Below are 20,540 nucleotides of genomic sequence, written 5' to 3' on the forward strand. Positions count from 1 at the left end.
GGCGTCGGTGATCCACAGATCGTCGAACCACGACGGGCAGCAGGCCGCGAGAGTGAGGATCGTCTTGCACAGCAAGGGTTGTGCGGTCTTGAGCCGTCGGTGGTAGCCGGACTGACCGAGCATGTCGGGGAACATGTCCAGCAGGTCGGAGGTGGCGTGGACGTGGCGGACCCAGCGGCGTTCGTTGTGGTAACCCAGCATCATCTGGGCGACCGCCAGGCAGATCAGTTCACTGTCGGTGAGGTCTGGTCGATGCCCGCGGCCTGTGCGGGGTGGGACAACGTGGTCATCGACCAGGACATAGAGTGCTGTCAGGAGGGTGTTCAGGTCTTTCGTCACACATTGATCTTGAACACCCTCCGCCCGTGTCCTCTTACCGGGCCCCACTTCACATGATCTTCACCGCATCAATCATCTAGCGGACGTCGACCCGCTGCCCATCGCGCGTTGCGTGCCTTCAAACGCCGGTTCCCGACTACCCGGGCGGGCGTGCTCGACGTCGACGCCACCGTCGACCTCTACGGCGACACTGGACTGCTGTTCCCGCTGCAGCATCCGGCGTGGGAGCGCTGGTTCGACGTCACCGTGATTGTCGACGCCGGACCGACGATGGACGTGTGGCGGGACAGCACGACGGCGCTGTCGCAGCTGCTCATTCGTCGTGCCATCGCCTATGCCTGAGGATCCAGCCCCTGGATGGGTTACTGGGCTCGTAGTTGCCGTATCGCCGCATTGGGTGGAAGACGCATAGGCGAGCCAGGTTCTTACAGCTATCGTTAACGACCGTGGTCAACGGCGACTGTGTGGCCCGCTTCGCGCGGGTGCGGGACGAGTTTGAGCGGAACTTCGCCGAGCGGGGCGAGGTGGGCGCTTCGGTGTGCGTGACGGTGGACGGCGAGCCGGTCGTTGACCTGTGGGGCGGGGTGGCCGACCGCGGGACGGGCCGGTCGTGGGAGCGGGACACGGTCAGCGTCGTGTTCTCGACTACCAAGGGCGTGACGGCGCTGTGTGCGCACATCCTGGCGAGCCGCGGTCAGTTGAACCTCGCGGCGCCGGTCAGCGCGTACTGGCCGGAGTTCGGCACGTCCGGCAAGGAGAACATTACCGTCGGCATGGTGCTCAGCCACCGCGGCGGGCTGCCGGCGATCTCCGGGCCGCTGCCCGCCGACGCGTTCTTCGACTGGGCCGCCATGGTCGCCGCGCTCGAGGCGGAGCGGCCGGTGTGGGAGCCGGGCACCCGGCACGGCTACCACGCGTTCACGTTCGGCTGGCTCGTCGGTGAACTCGTCCGGCGGGTGTCGGGCCGCTCGCTCGGCGAGTTCGTGCGCACCGAGATCGCCGAACCGCTCGGGCTCGACCTGTGGCTGGGACTGCCGGAGGAGATCGAGCCCCGCGTCGCGCCGGTGGGATACGCCGACCCGCAGCCGGGCGACGAGCCGTCGAAGCTGTCCGTGGTGGCGGCCACCGAGCCGGACTCGCTCTCGGCGCGGCTGCTGTTCAACACCGGTGGGTACCTGGCCGGGTACGACACACGTGCCGCACATGCCGCCGAGATCGGTGCCGTCGGCGCGATCACCAACGCCCGCGCGCTGGCCGGTATGTACGCGGTACTGGCGCGCGGTGGCGCCCCGCTCGTGGACGGCGCCGCGCTCGCCCGCATGGCCACGACGGTCTCCGCGGGCCAGGACGCGACCGCGTTCGCCAACAGCAGGTTCACCTACGGCTTCGTCCCGTCGGTCGACAATCGTGCCGAGCCGGCCGGACTGCGGGACAGCATGATCCTGTCGGCGGACGCGTTCGGCCACCCCGGACTCGGCGGCGGCGTCGGGTTCGCGTCGCCGGCGAATCGGATGTCCTTCGGGTACACCATGAACGCCATGGGCTCCGGCACGCTGCTCAACCCGCGCGGCCAGAGCCTGGTGGACGCCGTCTACCTGTCCCTCGGCTACACGGCGTGCGACGCGGAGGTGTGGCGCCGTTAGATGGTGCGCAGCGTTGCCCCGGCCACGTTCCACAAGCTCCGGCACCACTCCGCGACCGAACTGGACCGATCCGGTCCAGGAGGCCTTCGAGGTCGTCGGCACGTGGTCGTGACGACGATCAACGTCATGGGGCGGGTCTCGTTCAGCGAGGGCATCGCACGGTGGCCACGGCCTCGCGGCGAGGTTCACGTCCGCCAGGTGACGGGCAGGTTGCGCAGTCCCCGCGTCGGTATTCCGATGCGCCACCTCAGCGGCTCGGTCTCGTCGACGGCGAGGTCCGGGCAGTGCGCCAACAGCTTCGGGATCGCCACCTGTGCCTCCAGCCGCGCGAGCGCCGCACCGATGCAGTAGTGGATGCCGTGGCCGAACGAGAGATGTCCGCTGCTGTCGGGCCGGTGGATGTCGAAGACATCGGGTGCCTCACACAGCGCGGGATCGCGGTTCGCCGAGGCGATGGAGAGCAGCAGCACCTCGTTCGCCGGGATCTCGACGTCGCCGAACCGCACCGGTTGTGTCGTGTAGCGCATGTTCGGGTTGACGACCGGGCCGTCGAACCGGAGTGCCTCCTCGACGACCGCGGCGACACGGCTCGGATCGGCACGCAGCGCCGCCAGTTGGTCCGGATGCCGCAGCAGGCCCAGCACCGCGTTGGTGATCAGGTTGACGGTCGTGGCGTGACCGGCGAGCAGCAGGACGGTGGCGGTGCCGAGCAGTTCGGTGTCGCTCAGTCGGTCGGTGCCGTCGCGGACGGCGACCAGCGCGCTCAGTAGGTCGTCACCGGGCGGACTCGCTGCGCGCTTGTCCGCGATGAGTCTGTTCAGGTAGGTCCCGACATTGGCGAAGGCCTGTGGCTGCTGGCCGACGGAGCTCTCGTCGATGCCTCCGACGACGAGTGTCCACGAGCGGAAGGCGGCGCGATCCTCCTCGGGCACGCCGAACAGCTCCGAGATGACCGTGAGCGGAACCAGTGCGGCGAAGTCGTGCAGGAGATCGGCACGGCCGGTCGACCAGGATCGGGCGAGCAGGTCGTCGCAGATCTGCTCGATCCGGGGCCGCAGCGCCTCGACCCGGCGTGGCGTGAACTCCTTTGACAGCAGGCTTTTCAGCCGTCCGTGATCCGGGCCGTCGACCACGGCCATCGACCTGGCCAGCGGTCCGTGCAGCGCGGCGGCGATCTGCGGCCACTGTTGCGCGTCCGTGTTGGCGTGATGCGGGTCGTTGCTGATGGCAGGATCGGCGAACGCCTTCCGCACGTCCTCGTACCGCGTGACCAACCAGGCGCGCAGACCCATCACGGTCACCTGGCGCGCCGGAGTCACCTGTCTCAGTTCACCGAGGACCGAATACGGGTCATCGGTGAACTCGGGACGCAACGAGTCCAAATCGAGCACGTCCTGATCGAACGGTTCCGAGATCATAGCGACAGGATCCGCCAAACGAAGTTCACTGTATATAGCCGTTTTCGGCGACCGTTGCATAACAGCTCCGCTCCGGCTTCTGACAGGAGTCATGCACATGCGTTCGGGACCAGGCACTGCGGAGATCATCGACGAGACCGGGACACCGACCGAGAACGCGCGCTCCTTCGACGGCATCATCGAGTTGATCACCGGCACGTTCGGCCCGCACGCCGTCGTCGAGGTGAAGGTCGGCCCCACCCCGTCGAACGGCCACGCGCTGCACACGCTGTTCGCCGCGGTTCCGCTCGACCAGAACGCGGGGAGAGGCTCGGCGCCACGCTCGCCCGGTGCCGTGCTGCGCGACATACTCGCCGTTCTGCACGTTCACGAGCGGGCGGTGGTCGCCGCGCTGGTGCTGCTCGACGAAGCCGGGACAAGAGTTCACCACGAGTCGCGCTCGACGGATCACACCGCGAAGATGCTGCTCGCCCTGACCACCCGTGAGCTGGAGGTGGCAAGGCACATAGCCCTGGGCAGGACCAACCGCGAGATCGCCGGCGCGATGTTCGTGACCGCCAAGGCGATCGAGTACCACCTTTCCAACATCTACCGGAAGCTGCGCATCGTGGGGCGCCGCCAGCTGCGTGACATCGCGCAACACGCCTACGGTGCCAGCGTGTGCAACACGTAGTAGGCCCTCGTCACCCGTTGGCGGAGATCGTCGTGGGGACCATCGCCTCGAGCTCGTCGGCCAGCCTCGAGATCTTCTCCGGATCGCTGAGGTTGATCCGCCCTCCCCGTTCGAGCCCGAACGCCCGAGCTGGGACGATGTCGACTTCGCGTACCCGAAGGGCCTCGAACGGGTCCAGCTCCGGCTCTGGTGCCCAGACATAGGATGCGAAACACCTCGGCGTCTCCACGAGTCGCCACTTCGTCGCGACCAGGGCGCTTCTCAGCGTCGCGAGACTGGACGCGACCATGCGCCGGGTCTCTTCCTGGTAGTCGGTGTCGCTCAACGCGGCCTGAGCGGCCAGAATCGCGACGCTGGTCAGCTCCGCCGGGTTGATCGTGTTCGAGAACGCGGCGCGGTACACCTCAGGAGTGATCAGGTTCCCGATCCTGAGGCCGGACAACCCGTAGAACTTCGAGAAGCTCTGCAGGACCAGGCAGTTGTCGTATCTTTCGGTCAGCTGCGCCGCCGACAGGTCGGGGTGGATCGAATCCGCTTCGTCGACGACGAACAGGGTGTTCGGACAGGACACGAGTACCCGGGTGACTTCGTCGACGTCCCAGAGCACGCCGGTCGCCGCGCTCGGGTTCGAAAGGATGAGGAAGTCGATGTCGTGCGTGCGCACGAACTCGATGACGTCGTCGGGATGGAAAGTAAACGGGAATTCCAGTTTGTCCAGGTAGTGGATGTCGGCCTGGCTGTGTTCGGCGAAGTGACGGAATCCGGGGAAGTCGGGTCTCAGGATACCGACCCTGGTGTCGGATGCGACGAACACGTCGAACGCGTAGCCAATGGCGTTCAGTGCGCCCGAGGTCAGGAAGATCCTGTCGGGATGAACGTCGTGCAGTTCACCCAGGTCCTTGCGCAGATGGTTGTCCTGGGAGTTCCAGTGGTCGCGGAGCAGCGTGGCCGACGGGCTGCCGATCGCCGCCAGCGCACGTGGTGAGACATGGCTGTTCTCGCAGCCGGACAACTTGCACCTGGAGTCCTCTTCCGAGTCGAGCGTCTGGAACTCCGTCGGGATCCAGATCTCCGGAACGGAGAAGGTTCTGATCATTTCATCGTCTCCCTCAGGTGACTTTACCCGGACCACTTGTTGAAACCGCGCCGCGAACGTACTCGAAGAAATCGGCGAGCTGCACTTCTTTGATACTCAGCATTCCCGGTTCCGCTCGTGTCGACTTCATTCCCAACTGGACCAGCTCGCTGATCGCCCTGTCCTCCTTGTTCACGCCGCACATGAACCGCGCCATGGCGTCGTTGTCGATCAGGCCGGCTTCGACCAGTCTCGACGAGAAGCAGAACCCGTTGAGCAGCCTGCAGCCGTCCACGCCGATCGGGAGAAAACTGAACCAGGCAACCAGGTCCTGGAAGTTCAGGATTATCGTCGACGGGAAGATGGTGAAGACGTTCATCTCGCTGAGGTCTTCCTCGGTGAGGCCGATGTCAGGACGTGCCGCGCTGACTTGTCGGGTGTCCTCCTGGGCCACCGGAGTCCGGTGAGACGTGAAGGCGTCGCCACGTAGGCCGGCGGACGTTCCCCGAGTAGGAATTTTGGGCTCCACGAGTTCGGGATGAACCCCCATGTGGTGATAGCTCTCGGAACCGTTCTCCACGGCAACTTTCCAGTTGCAGCGCCACACTTCGTCGGAAAATGCGACCTGACGCATGTCGGCGAGCTGGTACCGGCGCAGTTTGTCCGCGACGGGAGCAAGGCGGGGAGCGAGAGGAGGCGAGCCGCCGTCCAGACTGACGAAGACAAACCCCTGCCACTCCTCGACCGCGAAGACGGGAAGCCGGCACGTCGAGCGATCGAACCCTGGCGTCTGGTCCATGAAGGGGGCTGCCGACAGCCGGCCGTCGAGCCGGTATCGCCACAGGTGGTAGTCGCAGGTGAAAGATCCGTCCACATGCCCGCTCCCGGGGGCCACCATGCGCATGTAGCGATGCCTGCAGACAGGCGACAGTGCTACGAGTTGCCGGCTCTCGCTTCTGACGACGACCACCGGCTCCTCCGCAATGGTGAGGGAGAGGTAGTCGCCGACGTCGCGGAGCTGTTCGCCGCGGCCGACCAGGAGCCATTCCTTCTCGAAAATCCCATGGATCTCCGTCGCGTGGTGTTGCGCATCCGTGTAGAAATGCGGCGGCAAGATGTGCATGTCGTCGGCCATGGCGAGGGCTCCCTTGTGGCTGCCATCATCCTGCGCCTCACTCATCCGGCAGACCCTAGGGAAAGCTCCTAGTCTGATCAGCCGGGTGACCACGGTCGTCGACGTCCCGATGTGGTTCCGAACCGGTGTCCACCCGCACCCCGACCACCCCCGCCCGGGGCGTCGGATCCGCCGAGTCCGCCCTCACACTGACTTGCCTGACGGGCGGGATACCACCGTCCCGGAGTGGGGCAGGAGGCGCTTCTCGGCGTCGGCGGCGAGGAGGAGGTAGGTGCTGGCTGTCCAGGTGTAGGCGCGGTCGCGGAGGCCCTGGCCGGTGAGGGCGTCGAAGTTCTCGGCGAAGCCGGATTCCTCGCACGCGGCCCGGAACCGCGTGCTGACCTGGTCGGCGAGCTCGACCGCGCCGCCTCGGCGTAGGCCGTCCTCGATCAGGACTGTGGTGGGGGCCCACACCGGGCCGCGCCAGTAGCCGTCCGCCTCGTAGTGCGGGGAGTCGGGGTGTTCGCTGGCCAGGCCGACCGCGGTCAGGTGGCCGGCGATGTCCGCGGCTGTCGTGGCGTGCACGTCGGCGGGTAGCTGCTCGCCGAGGACGATTGGCATGAGGTCCAGCAGGCTGGCCGTCGTGTGGGGGGTGCCGTCGATGGCGCGGCTGGTGAACCTGGTGCCGTTCCACAGTTCGGCCAGCAGGGCGGCGCGCATCGTGCCGGCCTCGTGGCGCCATCGCGCGGCGGCCTCCTGGTCGCCGAGCTCCCTTGCCAGCCGCGACAGTTCGCGCATCTGGAGCACGAGGAACGCGGCGAGGTCGGGGGACTGGACCGGGCGTCCCCGGTCGAAGACGGTCGCGTTGTCCCAGCCGCTGTCGTTGCCGTGCTCGTAGTGCGGGAAGGGCTGGCCGGGTGCGCGGCGATGGTCGAGCCAGAACGTCGTCCACGCCGCCAGCTGCCGGTACAGGCGGCGCAGTTCCGCCGCCGGTAGTCCCTCTGGGAGCCGGTCACGCAGGCGACCCACCGCCCAGCCGTGGATGGGGGGCTTGACGAAGTTGTGCAGGACCTCCGCGTGCGTGATCGAGTCGGGCAGCGCGCCGTTCTCGGTCTGGTGGTCGAAGACCACCTGCAGTTGGTGCCACGCCAGCTCGGGGAGGCCGGGGGTCAGTGCGAGCGCGTTGAAGCAGTGGTCCCAGCTCCAGATCTTGTCCATCCAGTGCTTGGACATCAGGACCGCGGGCCGTCGGACGAAACCGGCCGGTGCCACGGTGGCCGACCACAGCACGTAGCAGGCGAGTGCGGCGGCCGGTGTCCGGTCACCGCGCCAGGGGGCGACCCGGTCGGTGAACTCCTCGACGGCGTGTCGTGCCGTCGCCACGACCTCCGGGAAGCGGAGGCTGGACGAGAAGGCCGCGGCCGCCGTGGTCAGTTCCTCGATCACGACTTCCCACTCGTCGCCGGCGATCACGACGGCTCGCTCGGTCGTGCCCAGTGCGGACGTGCCGATCCCCCGCACGGCGCCGGCCAGGCGGGTCACCCGGTAGCGGTGGCCGGTCTCGTAGGAGGTGAACACGTACGAGGAGGTGACCGGGTCGTGGAAGAAGTAGGTGCCGGAGAAGGGCGTCAGGGTGGGCGCCGCCGCGGCGATGCGCAGGCCCAGGCCGTGTCCGGAGATCCGCACCGCGGACGGCGACTCGTACGCCGCCGCCACCTGCCCGCGCTCCGCCGTCCAGGTCAGCACCGCCGGGTTCGCGGTCACCTCGGCGGGCACGCGGTCGCCACGCCATTCGGGGACCAGGCGGAGCACGGCGTGCATGCCGTTGCGGTGGGACACGAGATGAACGTCGTCGGCGTCGGTGGCCGGGGCGACGACCGGGGACAGGCCGAACCACGAACCCTGATAGCTGAACGGGATGTCCCGCACCGAGAACTCGTCCACGAGACCCCTTTCAGTCCCGTACCGCGCCCGCGGTGATGCCGGCGGCGACGAAGCGCTGGGCCAGCACGAGCAGGGCGGTGGCGGGTAGGGACGCGACCACGGCGGTGGCCATGATCGCGTTCCACTCCTGGTTGTTGTTGCCGATGTAGCGGTAGATGCCGAGGGTCAGTGGCTGCAGTGTGCCGCCGCCGTCGAGCGTGCTGGCGAACACGAAGTCCGACCATGCCCACAGGAACGCGAACAACGCCGCGGTGATGATCCCGTTGCGGCTCAGGGGAAGCACGATCGACCAGAATGTACGCAGCGCACCGGCGCCGTCGATCCGCGCCGCGGCGACCAGCTCGTCGGGCACCGACGCCATGAACGAGGTCAGGACCAGGACAGCGAACGGGGCGGCGATCGTGGTGTCGGCGACGACCAGACCCCACACCGTGTTCGTCACGCCGAGGCGGACGTAGACGCCGTAGAGCCCCAGCGCCATGGTGATGCCGGGGATCATCTGCGCGACCAGCAGTACGAACCAGAGGACGCGGCGGCCGCGTGGGCGCAGCTTCGCCAGCGAGTACGCGGCGGGCGCGGCCAGCGCCAGGGTCAACACCACGGTGCCGGACGCGACCAGGAGGCTGGTCCCGAAGTAGGGCAGCTGCTCGCTCAGCACGCGCGCGTACCCGTCGAACGCGGGTGCCGTGGGGAAGAAGTCCGGCGGCGACACGCGCATCCGCTCCGGCGGCGTGAGCGAGACGTTGACCATCCAGTAGACCGGGAAGAGCATCACGGCAGTGAGCACCACGCCTACCGCGGTGCGCCAGGAGAACCTACTCATGCCATCTCCTGCCGGCGCTGGATACGGACGTAGAGCAGGCCGGCGACCACGGCGATCAGGATCAGTACGTTCCCCACCGCGGCACTCGGCCCGAACCGGGGCAGCATGGTGCCGAAGCCCAGCTCGTAGGACCAGGTGGCGAGTGTGGTCGACGATCCGCCGGGCCCGCCCCTGGTCGTGATCCAGATGATGTCGAACACCTTGAGCGTGTAGATCAGGCCGAGGAGCAGCGTGACCGCGGACACCGACCGCAGCATGGGGAAGGTGACGTGGCGGAACGTCTGCCATCCACTCGCACCGTCGAGACTGGACGCCTCGTAGACCTCGGAAGGAATGTTCTTCAACCCGCTGTGGAGCAGGACGAGGTTGAACGGGACGCCGATCCAGATGTTGGCGATGGTCACCGAGACCAGGGACCACGCCGGTGAGGTCAGCCAGTTCACCGTGCCGAGCCCGAGGACCCCCAGGAACGCGTTCACCACGCCCGCCTCGCTGTTGAGCATCCACGACCAGGTGGACGCGGACACGATCAGCGGCAGCAGCCACGGCACCAGGAACAGGGCCCGGAGCGTGGCGGACAGCGGGAAGGCGCGGGCGAAGAACACGGCCAGGGCCAGGCCGATGGAGAACTGGAACGCCAGCGACGTCACCGTGAACACGGCGGTGTTGCGCAGCGCCGTGCCGAATGTCGGGTCGGTGAACACCGTCACGTAGTTGCCGACCCCGATCAGCGGCGCGCCGCCGTGCACGAAGGTGCGGACGGTGTAGTCGCGGACGCTCAGGTCGACGGTGGTCAGCAGCGGGTACGCGTAGCAGGCCAGCAGGTAGCCGACGAGCGGGAGCAGGAACGTCCAGCCTAGTCCGCCTCCCCGGATTCTTCGCCCGAAGACCCAAGGGGGTGGCACTATTTCCCCTTCGACGCGGCTGTCTGGGCGTCGGACAGCGCGTCCTTCGGTGACTTCGACCCGGTCAGCGCCGCCTGCACGGCCTTCCACAGCTGTTCGGAGATCCGCGGGTAGCGCGTGCCGAGCCCGTCGCTGGTGCGGCCCCTGGCCGACGTCACCGCGTCCACCCACACCTGGAAGTCCGGCGCCGCGCTGACCTGTTTCTGCTGCACCGAAGGCACCGCGGAGACGTAGGTCAGTGCGGTGTCGGTGGCCAGCACGGTGTCGGGGTTCGTGAGGCAGGCGGCGATCTTCGCCGCTTTCGCCTCGGCGTCCGAGTCGCCCTGGCTGGGCACGGTGACGAACTCACCGCCGGTCGGGGCGGGTGCGACACCGCCGGTGCGGGACGGTATCGGGATGACGCCGTACTCGAAGCCCGCCTTCCTGGCGTTCTGCAGCTGCCAGGTGCCGTTCTCGGCGAAGGCGTAGTCGCCGGTGGCGAACTCCTGCCAGCTCGTGGTCTGCGTGTTGTTGATGACTGAGTTCGGCGCGTACTTCTTGTCCAGCCATGATTTCCACAGCTCGAGTGCCGTCGTGGCGTCGGTGGTGGACAGGTCGGTCAGTTCCGCGCCGGCACCCCAGAACCACGGCAGGAACTGGAACGTCCCCTCCTCGGTGCCGATCGCGGAGAACGTCATGCCCTTCTTGCCCGCCGCGGTGACCTTGCCGAGCGCCTCGTCGAGGGTTGCCCAGTCCTTGATGGACGCCGGGTCGACGTGCGCCGCGGCCAGTACCGCCTTGTTGTAGTACAGGGCCAGGGTGTTCGCGCCGATCGGCACGCCGTAGGTCCGTCCGGCCGAGCGCGCGGCGGCCACCAGATTCGGTGCCGCCGCGCTCGCGTCCAGCCCGCTGTCCTCGTTGGACTTCAGCACGCCGGCTTCGGCGAGCGTGGACACCACGGGGTTGTCGACGACGAGCACGTTCGGCGCGGTGTTCTGCTGCGCGGCCAGCAGCACCTTGTTCGTGAGATCCGTGGTGTCGTAGGCCTGCCTGGTGATCGTCACCCCGGCCCGGGCACCGCACCGCTCGATCACCTTGACCCACGCGGAGTTCTTGTCGAACTGCGGGTACGGATCCCACACGGAGAAGGTGCCGTCGTCGGCGCTGGGCTGTGCGGAGCAGGCGGACGCGGTCAGTACCGCCGCGACGAGTGCCATGGCCAGGCGGTGGGTGATCGGTGCGCGCTTCATCGACGCCCCTTCCTACGTCTGGGTCGAACCGGTTCGACCCAGGTGGATTGCGTCAACATAACGACCTGCCTGAGGTGGCGCAAGACCGCCGCCGGCATATCATCGACTGACTGTCGAACCGGTTGGACGGAGAGCGTGTGAACATCGGGGAGATCGCCAAGCGGGCGGGTGTCTCGCGCAGCACGGTGTCGTACGCGTTGTCCGGGAAGCGACCGGTGTCGGCGGTGACGGCCCGGCGGATCAACGAGGTCATCGCCGAACTGGGCTACCGGCCCAACGCCAGCGCGCGGGCGCTCGCGGAGGGCCGCACGCGCACGCTGGGGCTGGTGATACCGCCGGCCAGCCGACGGCTGACCACCGCGCAGCTCGGCTTCGTCGCCTCTGTCGTCGAGGCGGCAGCGACCCATGATCTCGACGTGCTGCTCTCGCCGAGCGGCGGAGACCACGACCGGTCGTTCGAGCGGATGGTCACCGGTCGCCGGGTGGACGGTGCGATCCTGATGGAGATCCTCCTGGACGACCCGCGGGTGGCGCGGCTGGCGCAGAGCGCGCTGCCGTTCGTGACCATCGGACACGTCGAGCATCCCGGTGCGTCGTGGTGGGTGGACGTGGACTACGCGGCGCTGATCCGTCGGTGCGTGGCCCACCTCGCCGATCTCGGGCACCGGCACGTCGTGCTGATCAACCGGTCCGCCGAGCTGGTGGCGGCCGGGTACGGTCCCGCCGTGCGCTCGACGGACGCCTTCCTCGCGGCGGTCGAGGAGTGCGGCCTGACCGGGCATGTGGTGTGCTGCACCGACGAGCCGGCGGCGGGTCTGTCGTGCTTCGCGGAGATCCGGACCGAGTGGCCGGAGGTCACCGCGGCGGTGACGATCAACGAGGCGGCACTGCCCGGTCTGGAGCGTGGCCTGCGCCGCGCCGGGCTGGACGTGCCACGCGACTTCTCGATCACCGGGGTCATCGCCGACCGCTTGGCCGAGGACTTCCACCCGCCTCTGACGGCCGCGGACGTGCCGGCCGAGGAGATGGCCCGGCTCGCCGTGGAGCTGCTGGTCGAGCGGATCGCCGACCCTGCGGTCACCCCCCGCCACGCGCTGCTGAAGCCCGCCATCTCCCTGCGGTCGAGCACGGGCGCGTCACTGCGTCCGCACGTCTGATCGAACCGGTTCGATTCCTGTGTGCCGGCCCTGTTCCTGCCTGTCGAAGGAGCCATACTTCTACCGGGATGTCAGGTTCCGATACAGCCGCGAAGGGGAACGAACCCGGTAACGGCGACGGGCACGCTCGGACCTCCTACGGAGCCGCGCACTGACCGTCACTACGCACCAGCGCACACCCCGGGGCCCATACCAATCTGCGTAGTTTCTACGTGTGTCTCCCGATCCCTCCGTACGGGGTTCCTGCGATCCTGTTCACTCGTCCGGTGCGGGGATCGGGCCAGGTGAGCACGCGGGGAGCTGACCGTGAACGCGCTGCTCGGGACGTACGTCCCGAGCGAGCGGAAACACGCTGACCAGAATGAACGGCCTTAGTCGATGTTCAAGTTGTGGACCATCGCGTTGGCGACCCTGCCGTTTCAGGTGTTCGCCCTCTGGATGGTTGTTTGGTATGTGGCCGACCAGGTGAGAGAGCGCCGGAGGGCGCGTGCCGCGGCCGCCGAGGCCCGTGCTCTGCTCGGAAGGGGGAAACCGCCGGCCGGTGGCAGGCGGGCGTCGGCCCGGTACGCCACTACGGAGATCGGCGCTCCTGCTCGGCCAGCCACGGTGCCACCTGTGTGCGGGCGGTGAAGCCGAGCTTCACCAGGATGTTCTCCACGTGGGTCTCCACCGTGCGCCTGCCGATGACGAGGGCCGCGGCGATCTCCTTGTTGCTCATCCCGCGGGCGACCAGTTCGGCGATCTCCCGCTCGCGGCGGGTCAGGCCGCCCGGTTCGCTCGGGCGGGCCGGGCCCCGTGCTGGCTTCGCGGGTTTCTCGTCGAGTGCGTACCGGATCGTCTCGTCGAGTCCCATACCGGCGCCTTCGGTGAAGGCCTTGTCGAACGCCGCGGCCCCGAGTGCCGCGCGGACCTGTTCGGCGCACTGCTGGTTGACGGTCTGGTACGGGCTCGTCCCGCCGACCCGGGCGCCGGACAGCCGCCAGACCGCCGCCGTGCAGCCGAGCAGTCGGGCGGCCCGTTCGTACTCGGCGGCGGAGGAGTGGCACCAGGTCAGGGCCTCGAGGAAGAACGCGAGCATGGCGTGGTCGGCCAGCCGCATCGCGATGGCCTCGCGCAGGAGAGCCGCTGCCTCGCCGTGTGCGCCGGCCCGCCAGCGGTGGACCGCGACCGCCCACATCGCGTATCCCCGCGACCAGTGCGCCTGGTGCTGTTCGGTCAGTGCGAGCGCTTCCTCGGCGGCGGCCGTGCCGCGCGGGGCGTCGATGAAGAAGTACACGGCGGCGAGCAGGACGAATGTGCTGAACGCCATCAGCGTGTCGCCCGCCGCGCGGTACCCGGCCACGGCACGCTCCAGCAGTTCGGCGGCGCTGGGCAGGTCACCGGTGAAGAAGGTGGCCATCCCCATGGAGTCGGCGTGGCCGGCGCGGAGCCGTTGGTCGTCGAGCTCTTCCGCGAGGCGGGCCAGTTCGGGCTGCATCTCCCGTGCCGCGTCGACCGCACCGGTCTGCATCGCCAGGAACGACGCCGCGAACAGGGCCTTTCCCCGCACGTTCGGGTGGTCGTGGCAGCGGTCGAGACCCTGTCGCAGATACCGGTAGGCCTCGTGCACGAGGCCGCTGATGTACCAGAAGTTGCACAGGGAAGCGGCGATGTCCAGTGCCTGGACCGCCCGGTCGGGGGCGGACAGGCAGTAATCGAGCACGGCCCGGATGTTCGCGTGCTCGCACCACATCCGCTCGACCCACTCGAGTTGCCGTGGCCCGAACCCCTCATGTCGATATCGCTGGGCCAGCGACACGTAGTACTCGACCTGGCGTGCCCGCACGTCCTGCTCGTCGCCCCGCTCCGCGAGCTTGGCGGTGGCGTACTCGTGGACGGTCTCCAGCATCCGGTACCAGGCCTGCCTGCCGGACGTGCCGTTCTGGCGGGACAGGATCGACTTGTCCACCAGGCCGGTGAGGACGTCGAGCACGCTGGCGTCGTGCACGTCGCCGACGTACTCGGCGGCGTCGAGGTCGAACCCGCCGGGGAAAACCGACAGCTGGGCCCACAACCGCTGCTCCTGCGGCGAGCACAGCTCGTAGCTCCAGTCGATCGTGGCCTCGAGGGTCCGCTGCCGGGCCGGCACGGCGCGTGGGCCCGTGGTGAGCAGCGCGAACCGGTTGACGAGCCGTTGCAGCAGCTGGTCGACCGACAGCACCCGCAGCCGGACGGCGGCCAGCTCCAGCGCGAGCGGGATGCCTTCCAGCCGCGCACAGATCTGTTTCACCACGGCCATGTCGCGCGGGGTGAACTCCAGGCGGGGCAGTGCCGCGGCCGCCCGCTCGACGAACAGGGCCACCGCGTCGGACTCTCCCGCCGACCCGCCCCGCGTGCTCGCGTCCACGTCGCACGCGACGGCCATCGGCTCGACGCGCAGGACGTGCTCGCCCTCCGCGCCCAGCACCTGGCGGCTCGTGGCCAGGACCCGGATCTGGCTGGCGGCCGCGAGCAACCTGGTGGACAGGGCCGCGCACTCGTCGACCATGTGCTCACAGTTGTCCAGCACCAGCAACAGCTGCCTATCGCCGAGGAACTCCGCGAGGCCGGCCGCCGGGTCGGCGGCGTCCCGCAGACCCAGCGCGGTCGCCACCGTACTCGCCAACAACCGCGGGTCCCGCAACTCGGCCAGCTCGACCAGCCACACACCGTCGGCGAAGGCCCGCCGCACCTCCCTCGCGACCCGTAACGCCAGCCGTGACTTGCCCACCCCGCCGGTACCGGTCAACGTCAACAACCGTGCCGCCGACAGCAGGCGCTTCGCCTCCTTCAGCTCTCGCCGCCTCCCCACGAAACTGGTCAGCTCGGCGGGCAAATTGCCTGCACTTCGGTACGTGTTGTCGGACATGTGAGGAGTCTAGATTGAATGGTTTTTCAGTGATGACACCGTCGCAAAAAAGATAACGGGCCGCCCATTCCGAAAAAATATCACCCACCGCGGCCCGGACAGGTAACCCACGTGTGGAGCGAGAACCGTTCGCTATTTCTCGGCGGCGCTATCCTGCTCCCGCCCCGCCGGGGTTCGAGGACCTGGTCGAGGGTTGTTTCCGGTGTGGAAGTTCGAAGACGTCCACGGAAGGTCCGCGGTGGAACGGGAGAGCTCGATGTCGGGCACCGGTCTGGTTGACCAAGTCGATCCTGGTCCGCCAGGACCCGGACCAGGCAGCCCACACCCGATACCGGCTGCTGGACCCGCTTCGCCGCTACGGCCTGGACGCCCTGCGGGCCGCCGGCCAGGAGGCGGTGCTGCGCCGGCGGCACCGGGACCACTACCTGGAGCTGGCGGAGCTGGGTGAGGCGGAGTGGTTCGGCACCGCCCAGCGAGAGGCGGCCGTCCGCACCGCCGTGAACACGACAACCTGCGCCGTGCACTGGAGTTCTGCCTGAGCACGCCCGGTGGGTCCCTGACCGGGCTGCGGATGGCGGCGGCCCTGTACTACTACTGGCTCGGCTGCGGGTTCCTGGCCGAGGGCCGCCACTGGCTGGACCGCGCGCTCGCCCGGCAGGCCGAATCCGGCAGGGCCCGACCCCACGACCACTGCGCGGACCTCGCCCGGCACGCGCTGCGGGACAAGCGGTTCAGCGCGTCCTTCCGGCACGGCGCCCGACTCACGCTCGACCAGGCCGTCGAGTACGCCCTCGGCGATCTTCGGGCGCCGTGACGTCCTGGCCGAGCCGGTCGGGCGTCAGTGCTGGTCGCGGCTGCGGGGGAGAAGCTCCTCGGCACCGCGCGGATGCTCGCCTGGTGTTTCGTCCACACTGGAAATGGTCATGGGACCAGGCTTGTGCAGAGCCCACGCCGGGGTATCCGGAGATATCCGTAGTCCATACGGAGATCGGCCGGTGCTTATCCGTCAGGTGTCCGCGCGGCGTAGGTGAACAGCGGGCCGGTCGCGAGGTCGGCGCCCGCGTCGCGCCACCAGTCCGCGTCGGCCTCGCTTCGCACACCGCCGACGACCGCCGTGGCGCCGGCCTCGTGGACGAGCGCGACCGCGTCCCGCAGAGCCCGGCCGACGAGATGTTCCGCCGATCGCCGCGTCAGGTCGGGGGCCAGTCGCACCGCGCGCACCGGCACGCCCGCCAGGCAGACCACGTCGCCCACCGCGGCACCGAAGTCGTGCACCGCGATCTCGACGCCCGCGTCGGCGAGGTGTGCGAGGTTGTGCGCCACCGCGTCCCGGGTCACCAGGCCGGCCGGCACGGACACCTGGAGCCGCTGCGCCGGAAGGGCGCACTGGTCGACCACGGCCGGCAGTTCCGGGTCGGTCGCCAGGCTGGGCGGGAGGGCGACCGTCAGAGGCAGGTCGCGGGGCCGCGCCCGGAGCCGGTCCGCGGCCTGGTCGAGCAGCCAGCGGCCGAGCCGCCCGCCGAACCCGGTCCGCTCGGCGAGCACCACGCATCGCTCGTGCGCCAGCGCGCCCAACTCGTCGTGGTCCCACTGCGCTCGCGCGTCGAGCCGCGCCGGCTCACCGTCGGCGAGGCGGACCTGTGGGCGGAACCCGACAGCCACGCGGCCCTGCCACCACGCGCCCGGCAGGGTGGCCGCCAGGCGCAGCTCCTGGCGGTCGCCGACATCGGCGCTCGGGTCGAGCAGCACCCAGCGTCCCGGGCCCGCGCGTTTCGCCTCGCACAGGGCGAGATCGGCGGCGTGCAGCACGGCGTTCGGGTCGTGCCGGTGCGGCGGGCACCGCACGACGCCGACGTTCGCCGACACGATCACGGTGTGCCCGTCGACATGCGCCGGCTCGGCGAGCGCGCTGTCGATCGCACTGTCGACCGGTGCGGGGCCGGCGTTCTCGACCAGGATCGCGAAGCGGCCCTCCTCGAAGTGGGCGACCATCCCGCGTCTCTCGGTCACCACGCCGAGGAGGCGGTCCGCGACGAGCTGCTGCAGCCGTGCGCACACCCCGCGGCCGAGGCCGGCGCGGATCGTGTCCAGGCCGTTGATCTCCAGGTGGTACACGGTCGTCGGGCCGCCCGTGTTGAGCACCTGTTCCAGGCGGGTGGTGAAGAACTGGCGGTTGGGCAGGGCGGTGAGCACGTCGTGCAGCAGTTGGTGGTTGAGCCGGCTGCGCAGCAGGGACAGCTCGGTGACCACCTCGTCGCACCGCGCCGCGTTCTCCTTGCGCCTCTGCTCCGACGTCCGCATGGCCGTGAGCAGTGCCTGGTTGAGGCCGTCCTGCTGCTCGACGGTGACCCACCGCACGGCGTCGGCGTAGCCGCACGCCACGGCGCCGAGCGTCCTCACGACCCGCTCGCCCAGCCCGCCGATCCGCCGCAGCCGGCTGTCGGCCAGCAGCGCCCCGGCGAGCACGTCGACGGCGCACCGCAGGCTCGCCTTGCCGACGCAGTGCAGCTTCACCAGCCGCTCGCCGACCCTGGCGGCCCGGTCGGGGTCGAACGGGTCGGCGGCCACGACGTCGAACACCTCCTGCGCCAGGTCGCGGAACTCCCGCACGATCTCCTTCTGCGGCAGGGGGATGTACGACGTGCTGCTCGCCAGCTGGGCCCACTTCCTGGCCAGCTTGTCCAGTTCACGATCACCCGTCGAGCGTGCGGAGGCGTCCGGGAACGGCGTGCTCATGACGACCGACCCGGCGGCGGCTCCGGCTTGCGGCCGACGCCGACGTGGTACTGCGTCGCCGCGAGCTGTTCGGCGAGGTCGAGCGGCCGTTCCGCATGCCACCGGCCCGCGTCGACCACGCCGGGCGCGAGCAGTTCGAAACCGCTGAACAAGCGGCTCACCTCCTCGTAGGTACGCGGGTGGACCGGGATGGGGCCGGCGCGCATCAGCTCGACCACAGTGGTCGTCTGCGCCGGCCGGTGGTCGCCGGTGAAGTGGGATATCACCAGGTGGCTCCCCGGGGCCATCCGCTCGCGGTAGCCGGTCACCATCTCCACCAGGTCGCAGGAACGCGGGATGCCCTCGAGCACGGCGACCATCAGCAGCCCGATCGGCGCCGTGAGATCCAGCAGTGTGCCGCAGGCCGCCATGACCTCCTCCGCGTCCCGCGGGTTCGCCTCGAACACGACCGCCCGCTCGGCGCCGACGAGCAGCTGTCCGGTGTGCACCACCGAGACCGGGTCGGCGTGCACGTACACCACGCGACAGGCCGGGTCGACGTACTGGGCGACGTCGTGCACGTTGCCGACCGCGGTCGTCCCGGCCGACAGGTCGAGGAACTGCCGGACGCCGGCGGCCACGAGGTGGGTGACCGCGTGCCGCATGAACATGCGGTTCAGCCGGACGACGAGCCCGATGTCGGGCATCATGCGCTCGACCATGTCGGCGACCTGGCGGTCGCCGGCGAGGTTGCGTCCGTCGCCGAGCAGGTAGTCCAGGATCCGAACTGCGCTCGGCACCCCGAGGCCTGCCTGGCCACCTGTCGCGATGGCGGTACCTCCGAACCGGTTGGGAACCACCGGGCTTCTCCGTTCTGCTTCCGCAGCATCCCAGCGCATGCGCCCCTCAATGTCAGCACTCCGATCGGGTGATGTCGCTCGCACACGGATCTCGGCGGTGGCTCACGGGATCGAGCGGGAAACGAGAAAAAAATGTGCCGGCAAACGTCTCCCTCGCCAGATCCGTCGGAAAAAGCTGTCCGGCGGGGTAGGGTAGCGGTCCATGTCGACGGGCTCGCCCGTGTGGGTGCCGAAGGAGATCGACGCGGAGCGGCCGAACGCGGCTCGCGTGTACGACTACCTGCTGGGTGGGGCGTGCAATTTCCGGGCTGATCGGGAATTCGCCGAGAAACTGCTGGAGAACAACCCGGAAATCGCGGGGGCGGTCCGGCACAACCGGGCGTTCCTGGGCCGTGCCGTGCGGTTCTGCGTCGACCAGGGCATCCGACAGTTCCTCGACCTCGGCTCCGGCGTCCCCACGGTGGGCAACGTGCACGAGATCGCCCAGTCGCGGGCTCCGGGGTGCCGGGTGGTCTACGTCGACCACGAACCCGTCGCCGTGGCCCACAGCCAACGGTTGCTCGAACACAACCGGGACGCCGACGCGTTGCTGGCCGACCTGCTCGACGTGGACACGGTGCTCGGCGCCGAGCCCGTGCGGCGGCTCATCGACTTCGCCCGACCGGTAGCCGTGATCATGACGGCGGTGCTGCACTTCGTCCCCGACTCGGCGCGTCCGCACGCCACCGTGGCGCGGTATGTGGCGGAAATGGCGGCCGGCAGCTTCCTGGTGCTGTCCCACGGGGTGCGCGGCGAGCAGGAACAGGTGCGGCGGGGCTACCGCATGTACGACCAGAGCGGCACCCCGGCCGGCGGCCGCGCACGCGAGGAGATCCACGCGTTCATGACCGGCACCGAGGTCCTCGAACCCGGCGTGGTCTGGACCACGCAGTGGCGGCCGGAGTTCAACCCGCGCGCGCGGGTCGAGCCGGCCTGGATCTACGCCGCGGTCGGCCGCAAAGCCTGACACGCGACGGGCCTTCCCCGTCGCGAACCGTCGCCTCGGCCTGCGTGGGGTCCGGCACCTGCTCGTCTCCGTAGCGGTTACGTATCCCTCCCGATCCCCGTGCGTCGATCGTGGACGAACCTGGTCCCATGGCCTTCCGGCCAGGAGAACCCGCAGGACGAACCGCGCGCCCCCCGGCGGTCACGCGCCTGACTCCCCGGTCCGGGCCGGCCGGAGAAACAGCCATGCGGTGCGTCCGCCACGCCGCCGCATGGCCGAGGGCGCGGTAGGGCGCCGAATTCACCCCACGCCAGCCCTACCGCGCCCACTCCGACGCGCACAGGCCCCGTCCGCCAGGTGCTGATGAAGGTGTAGGGCTGCTGGACTCACCCCACCCGGTGTTGACGTGGACCGCTGGCCGCCTGGGCGGTGCGTAGCAGGATAGTCTCCTCGCGGTCCGTGTTTCGGTGCCTGGGGAGGAAGTCCCGACTATGTCGACCTCGCGGTGGACGTCTGCTGACATCGGTGATCAACGGGGTCGGGTCGTGGTGGTGACCGGCGCCAATTCCGGGGTTGGTTTCGATACCGCGCGGGTTCTTGCCGAGCGGGGGGCGCGAGTGGTGCTGGCGTGCCGGAGTCTCGACAGAGCGGCCGTGGCGTGTGACGCGATCCGCGCGGCCGTGCCGGGTGCCGAGCTGCGGACGGTCAGGTTGGATCTGGCGTCCGCGGAGTCCGTCCGTGCGGCGGCGGCGGCGATCCACGCGGAGTTCGAC

18 protein-coding genes and 1 pseudogene are annotated in these 20,540 nt (G+C 69.2%); 8 read left to right on the forward strand and 11 right to left on the reverse strand.

Annotated elements, in window-relative coordinates; all coding sequences use genetic code 11:
- A pseudogene (locus ACJ73U_RS26210) lies at positions 1 to 339 on the reverse strand (IS982 family transposase); the annotation flags it as partial.
- A 150-nt stretch (positions 340 to 489) separates the two neighbouring features.
- Here ACJ73U_RS26210 and ACJ73U_RS26215 point away from each other — a divergent pair.
- Positions 490 to 681: a hypothetical protein gene (locus ACJ73U_RS26215; protein ID WP_407780368.1), complete on the forward strand. Its 192-nt coding sequence runs from the start codon at positions 490 to 492 to the stop codon at positions 679 to 681.
- Between the two features lie 104 nt (positions 682 to 785).
- Positions 786 to 1,982, forward strand: coding sequence for a serine hydrolase domain-containing protein (locus ACJ73U_RS26220; RefSeq protein ID WP_407780369.1), 1,197 nt, complete (start codon positions 786 to 788; stop codon positions 1,980 to 1,982).
- 185 nt (positions 1,983 to 2,167) lie between these two features.
- On the opposite strand, the gene ACJ73U_RS26225 is transcribed toward ACJ73U_RS26220, so the two are convergent.
- Positions 2,168 to 3,460 carry a cytochrome P450 gene (locus ACJ73U_RS26225; RefSeq protein WP_407780370.1) on the reverse strand — a complete coding sequence of 431 codons (1,293 nt, stop codon included), beginning with the start codon at positions 3,458 to 3,460 and terminating at the stop codon, positions 2,168 to 2,170.
- 37 nt (positions 3,461 to 3,497) lie between these two features.
- Here ACJ73U_RS26225 and ACJ73U_RS26230 point away from each other — a divergent pair, with 37 nt between their 5' ends.
- Entirely contained in the window at positions 3,498 to 4,073 is a 576-nt protein-coding gene (locus ACJ73U_RS26230) for a response regulator transcription factor (protein WP_407780371.1), read from the forward strand.
- 10 nt (positions 4,074 to 4,083) lie between these two features.
- On the opposite strand, the gene ACJ73U_RS26235 is transcribed toward ACJ73U_RS26230, so the two are convergent.
- The 6 genes from ACJ73U_RS26235 to ACJ73U_RS26260 form a co-directional block, all read right to left on the reverse strand.
- The gene (locus ACJ73U_RS26235) at positions 4,084 to 5,205 is read right to left on the reverse strand and encodes an aminotransferase class I/II-fold pyridoxal phosphate-dependent enzyme (protein WP_407780372.1); all 1,122 of its coding nucleotides are present in this window, start codon (positions 5,203 to 5,205) and stop codon (positions 4,084 to 4,086) included.
- On the reverse strand, positions 5,183 to 6,328 hold the full coding sequence (locus tag ACJ73U_RS26240) for an aromatic ring-hydroxylating oxygenase subunit alpha (protein WP_407780373.1): 1,146 nt from the start codon (positions 6,326 to 6,328) through the stop codon (positions 5,183 to 5,185). The genes ACJ73U_RS26235 and ACJ73U_RS26240 overlap by 23 nt, the downstream gene beginning before the upstream one ends.
- Before the next feature lie 138 nt (positions 6,329 to 6,466).
- Positions 6,467 to 8,206, reverse strand: coding sequence for an amylo-alpha-1,6-glucosidase (locus tag ACJ73U_RS26245; protein WP_407780374.1), 1,740 nt, complete (start codon positions 8,204 to 8,206; stop codon positions 6,467 to 6,469).
- Between the two features lie 10 nt (positions 8,207 to 8,216).
- A complete protein-coding gene (locus ACJ73U_RS26250) occupies positions 8,217 to 9,029 on the reverse strand; it encodes a carbohydrate ABC transporter permease (protein ID WP_407780375.1) in 813 nt (270 codons plus the stop codon).
- Positions 9,026 to 9,934: a carbohydrate ABC transporter permease gene (locus tag ACJ73U_RS26255; RefSeq protein WP_407780376.1), complete on the reverse strand. Its 909-nt coding sequence runs from the start codon at positions 9,932 to 9,934 to the stop codon at positions 9,026 to 9,028. The genes ACJ73U_RS26250 and ACJ73U_RS26255 overlap by 4 nt, the downstream gene beginning before the upstream one ends.
- Positions 9,934 to 11,163, reverse strand: a complete 1,230-nt coding sequence (locus ACJ73U_RS26260) for an extracellular solute-binding protein (protein WP_407780377.1) — start codon at positions 11,161 to 11,163, stop codon at positions 9,934 to 9,936. The genes ACJ73U_RS26255 and ACJ73U_RS26260 overlap by 1 nt, the downstream gene beginning before the upstream one ends.
- Positions 11,164 to 11,300: 137 nt before the next feature.
- Here ACJ73U_RS26260 and ACJ73U_RS26265 point away from each other — a divergent pair, with 137 nt between their 5' ends.
- Positions 11,301 to 12,320 carry a LacI family DNA-binding transcriptional regulator gene (locus ACJ73U_RS26265; RefSeq protein ID WP_407780378.1) on the forward strand — a complete coding sequence of 340 codons (1,020 nt, stop codon included), beginning with the start codon at positions 11,301 to 11,303 and terminating at the stop codon, positions 12,318 to 12,320.
- Between the two features lie 571 nt (positions 12,321 to 12,891).
- On the opposite strand, the gene ACJ73U_RS26270 is transcribed toward ACJ73U_RS26265, so the two are convergent.
- Positions 12,892 to 15,207: an ATP-binding protein gene (locus tag ACJ73U_RS26270; RefSeq protein WP_407780379.1), complete on the reverse strand. Its 2,316-nt coding sequence runs from the start codon at positions 15,205 to 15,207 to the stop codon at positions 12,892 to 12,894.
- 275 nt (positions 15,208 to 15,482) lie between these two features.
- Between ACJ73U_RS26270 and ACJ73U_RS26275 the strand changes: the two genes are divergently transcribed.
- Both ACJ73U_RS26275 and ACJ73U_RS26280 read left to right on the forward strand, forming a co-directional pair.
- The gene (locus tag ACJ73U_RS26275; RefSeq protein ID WP_407780380.1) at positions 15,483 to 15,746 is read left to right on the forward strand and encodes a hypothetical protein; all 264 of its coding nucleotides are present in this window, start codon (positions 15,483 to 15,485) and stop codon (positions 15,744 to 15,746) included.
- A 32-nt stretch (positions 15,747 to 15,778) separates the two neighbouring features.
- Complete coding sequence (locus ACJ73U_RS26280) at positions 15,779 to 16,021, forward strand: hypothetical protein (protein ID WP_407780381.1); 243 nt, start codon at positions 15,779 to 15,781, stop codon at positions 16,019 to 16,021.
- Between the two features lie 185 nt (positions 16,022 to 16,206).
- On the opposite strand, the gene ACJ73U_RS26285 is transcribed toward ACJ73U_RS26280, so the two are convergent.
- Together ACJ73U_RS26285 and ACJ73U_RS26290 are read right to left on the reverse strand one after the other, a co-directional pair.
- Positions 16,207 to 17,943 (reverse strand): EAL domain-containing protein, encoded by a 1,737-nt coding sequence (locus tag ACJ73U_RS26285; protein ID WP_407780382.1) that lies wholly within the window; start codon positions 17,941 to 17,943, stop codon positions 16,207 to 16,209.
- The gene (locus ACJ73U_RS26290; RefSeq protein ID WP_407780383.1) at positions 17,940 to 18,722 is read right to left on the reverse strand and encodes an SAM-dependent methyltransferase; all 783 of its coding nucleotides are present in this window, start codon (positions 18,720 to 18,722) and stop codon (positions 17,940 to 17,942) included. Before ACJ73U_RS26290 ends, ACJ73U_RS26285 begins: the two co-directional genes overlap by 4 nt.
- Before the next feature lie 262 nt (positions 18,723 to 18,984).
- Between ACJ73U_RS26290 and ACJ73U_RS26295 the strand changes: the two genes are divergently transcribed.
- Together ACJ73U_RS26295 and ACJ73U_RS26300 are read left to right on the forward strand one after the other, a co-directional pair.
- On the forward strand, positions 18,985 to 19,788 hold the full coding sequence (locus ACJ73U_RS26295) for an SAM-dependent methyltransferase (protein WP_407780384.1): 804 nt from the start codon (positions 18,985 to 18,987) through the stop codon (positions 19,786 to 19,788).
- Between the two features lie 470 nt (positions 19,789 to 20,258).
- Positions 20,259 to 20,540, forward strand: a 282-nt coding sequence (locus tag ACJ73U_RS26300; protein WP_407780385.1) for an SDR family NAD(P)-dependent oxidoreductase, incomplete at its 3' end; no start/stop codon positions are given.

The organism is Actinophytocola sp., assembly GCF_045807065.1.
Classification (GTDB): domain Bacteria; phylum Actinomycetota; class Actinomycetes; order Mycobacteriales; family Pseudonocardiaceae; genus Actinophytocola.